Below are 2,513 nucleotides of genomic sequence, written 5' to 3'. Positions count from 1 at the left end.
CCGATCGATCGGCCGGGGCGGGGTGAGCGCGGGCTGGGGTCAGCTCGTGAGTGCGCTGTTCAGGCTCGGGAAGTACTCGAACTGCGGCCGCACACCGGCCACCTCGAGCGCTCGCTCCACTTCCTTCCGGCCGCTGACCACCCGAAGTTCGACCCCGGCCCGCCACGCCGCGGCCTTGGCCTCGGCGAGGATGACAGCGGCGCGGATACTCATGAAGGTGGTGGCGCGCAGGTCCAGCACCACGGCGCGGCACAGACCGGCGCGGCACCGCTCGAGCAGGGCGCGCAGTTCTTCGTGTAGTACGGCATCCAACTCGCCTTCTACGCGGGCGACCACGCATTCGGGGTGTTCGGTACTGCGTCGCGACCACATACGACCGGTGGTCACCGGTCGCGGGTCGCGCTTGCGTTGCTGATCGACCTGGCACCGGGCGGTGGTAACCGACATATCAATCCCATCCCTTGCTGGTGGGGATTCCGGTTGGCGTACGCGCTACGGGCGGATCTCGGAACGGGCGCCGGTCCCGCTCATCGAACCCGGGCACCGAGGGATACGCGGTACCGGGATCGGCTGCATGTTTTCAACCTGACGACCATTCTGGCACGGTCGGCCGACGGTGTACACCGCCGTCGACCCGGGCATATCCGGTCGCCGGCGCCGCCGCGCGCCCGGATGGAGATGTTTATCCCCCGTGCCACCGGCTATTGCGCACAGGCACAGGGCCGGGTCGGACCGGCCGGCCGAACAGGGGCGGAGGTTTCCGGAATGGCTTCTCTGACCGCGGTGGCACTGGTGTGCTCGCTGAAGAGCTCACCCGCCGAATCCAGCAGCGATCTGCTGGCCCGGCAGGTGCTCGACGAACTCGCCGCGCACGATGTGGCGGGCGAAGTGATCCGGGTGGTCGATCACGATATTCGTCCGGGCGTCAGCGCCGACGAAGGCGACGGCGACGAATGGCCCGCGGTCCGGGCCCGCGTCACCGATGCGGACATCCTGCTCTTCGCGACCCCGACCTGGGTCGGTCATATGTCGTCGGTGGCGCAGCGCGTGCTGGAAAGACTGGACGCCGAACTGTCGGAAACCGACGACGCGGGACGGCCCGCCCTGTTCGGCAAGGTCGCGCTGACGGCGGTGGTCGGTAACGAGGACGGCGCCCACAAGATCACCGCCGACCTGTTCCAGGGCCTGAACGATATCGGCTACACCCTGCCCGCACAGGGCGGAACCTACTGGAACGGTGAGGCCATGAGCGGCGTCGACTATCTGGATCTGGACGAGGTCCCCAGCGCGGTCGCCTCCACCAACGCGACTGCTGCCCGGAATGCGGCGCATCTCGCCCGAGCCTTGCGCGGAGCGCCCTATCCGGCCGAGTAACGCGCAGCGCGTCCCGCTGCCTCCCAGGGATTCGAAGTTCGATGCCTGCGAAAGGCGAACCATGGTCGAAACACTCACCCCCCGCGAAACCGCCGTCGGCGCTCCCCTGCTCCCCGTGGCCCGCGGCCCGCTGTCGGCGGCCGTGCTGACGCTGCTGCGGGACGTACCCGGACGGCCGGTACCCGAGGTCCCCGACGATCTCGATCCCTACGGTGACGATTTCCAGCTGACTCTGCACACCTGCTATGAGCTGCATTATCAGGGCTTCCGTGGCGTGGACGCCGACTGGGAGTGGGACCCGGGACTGCTGCGGATGCGCGCGGAACTCGAGCGCCGGTTCCTCGCCACCCTGCGCGCCGAGGTGCCCGGAGGTGGCGATGTCACCGCGGAACTGGATCGATTGCTCACCATCCCCGTGGCCGGCGGTGTCCCGGGCCGGCTGCGCGACGACGGTTCCTGGTGGCAGATGCGCGAGTATTTCGTCCAGCGCTCGATCTACCACCACAAGGAGGCCGATCCGGTGGCCTGGGTGATACCCCGCCTGCGGGGCCGGGCGAAGGCCGGATTGGTGGCGATCGAGTTCGACGAGTTCGGCGGCGGCCACGGGGATCGCATCCACGCCCGGCTCTACGCCGACCTGCTGCGCGGCGCGGGCCTGTCCGACGGCTACCTGCACTATCTGGACGTCGTCCCCGCCTCCATGCTCGCCCTGGTCGACATGATGTCGCTGTTCGGCCTGCACCGTTCGCTGCGGGGCGCCGTCGTGGGCCATTTCGCGGCGGTGGAGATCACCTCCTCACCGGCCTCGAAACTGATGGTCGAGGCGCTGCGGCGGTTCTCCGCCCACCCGGACTGCGTCCACTTCTACAGCGAACACGTGACCGCGGACGCCGTCCACGAACAGGTCGTGCGCCGCGAGGTACTCGACGACCTGCTGGCCCGCGAACCCGGACTGGCCGAGTCGGTGGTCTTCGGAATCCAGGCGACCGATCTCCTCGAGGACCGGTGCGCGGACCAGATGCTCGACCGCTGGCGCGCGGGCGAGAGTTCGCTGCGGACCACGGCGCGGTGAGTCCGATGTTCGTCAGTGTTCCCGGCGTCTACCGTCCCCAGCCGGATACCCGGCTGCTCGCCCGGGC

The 2,513-nt window shown here is 69.0% G+C and carries 3 protein-coding genes; 2 read left to right on the top strand and 1 reads right to left on the bottom strand.

Going from position 1 to position 2,513, the window contains the following annotated elements:
- Positions 1-39: 39 nt before the first annotated feature.
- Entirely contained in the window at positions 40-447 is a 408-nt protein-coding gene (locus tag ACLML9_RS28385) for an STAS domain-containing protein (protein ID WP_411948372.1), read from the bottom strand.
- 318 nt (positions 448-765) lie between these two features.
- Between ACLML9_RS28385 and ACLML9_RS28380 the strand changes: the two genes are divergently transcribed.
- Both ACLML9_RS28380 and ACLML9_RS28375 read left to right on the top strand, forming a co-directional pair.
- The gene (locus ACLML9_RS28380) at positions 766-1,374 is read left to right on the top strand and encodes a flavodoxin family protein (protein WP_411948371.1); all 609 of its coding nucleotides are present in this window, start codon (positions 766-768) and stop codon (positions 1,372-1,374) included.
- Positions 1,375-1,435: 61 nt separating this feature from the next.
- Complete coding sequence (locus ACLML9_RS28375) at positions 1,436-2,446, top strand: iron-containing redox enzyme family protein (protein ID WP_411948370.1); 1,011 nt, start codon at positions 1,436-1,438, stop codon at positions 2,444-2,446.
- The last annotated feature ends 67 nt before the right edge of the window (positions 2,447-2,513 follow it).

The sequence above is a fragment of the Nocardia sp. NPDC002869 genome (genome assembly GCF_046764065.1).
Taxonomy (GTDB): Bacteria; Actinomycetota; Actinomycetes; order Mycobacteriales; family Mycobacteriaceae; genus Nocardia; species Nocardia rhamnosiphila.
Note: the sequence above shows the minus strand (reverse complement) of the source record. Positions and strands in the feature narration are given on the sequence as shown.

Excerpts from the sequence above, each read along its gene's own strand:
- ACLML9_RS28385 (WP_411948372.1), bottom strand. The coding sequence starts at position 447 with ATGTCGGTTACCACCGCCCGGTGCCAGGTCGATCAGCAACGCAAGCGC.
- ACLML9_RS28380 (WP_411948371.1), top strand. The coding sequence starts at position 766 with ATGGCTTCTCTGACCGCGGTGGCACTGGTGTGCTCGCTGAAGAGCTCA.
- ACLML9_RS28375 (WP_411948370.1), top strand. The coding sequence starts at position 1,436 with ATGGTCGAAACACTCACCCCCCGCGAAACCGCCGTCGGCGCTCCCCTG.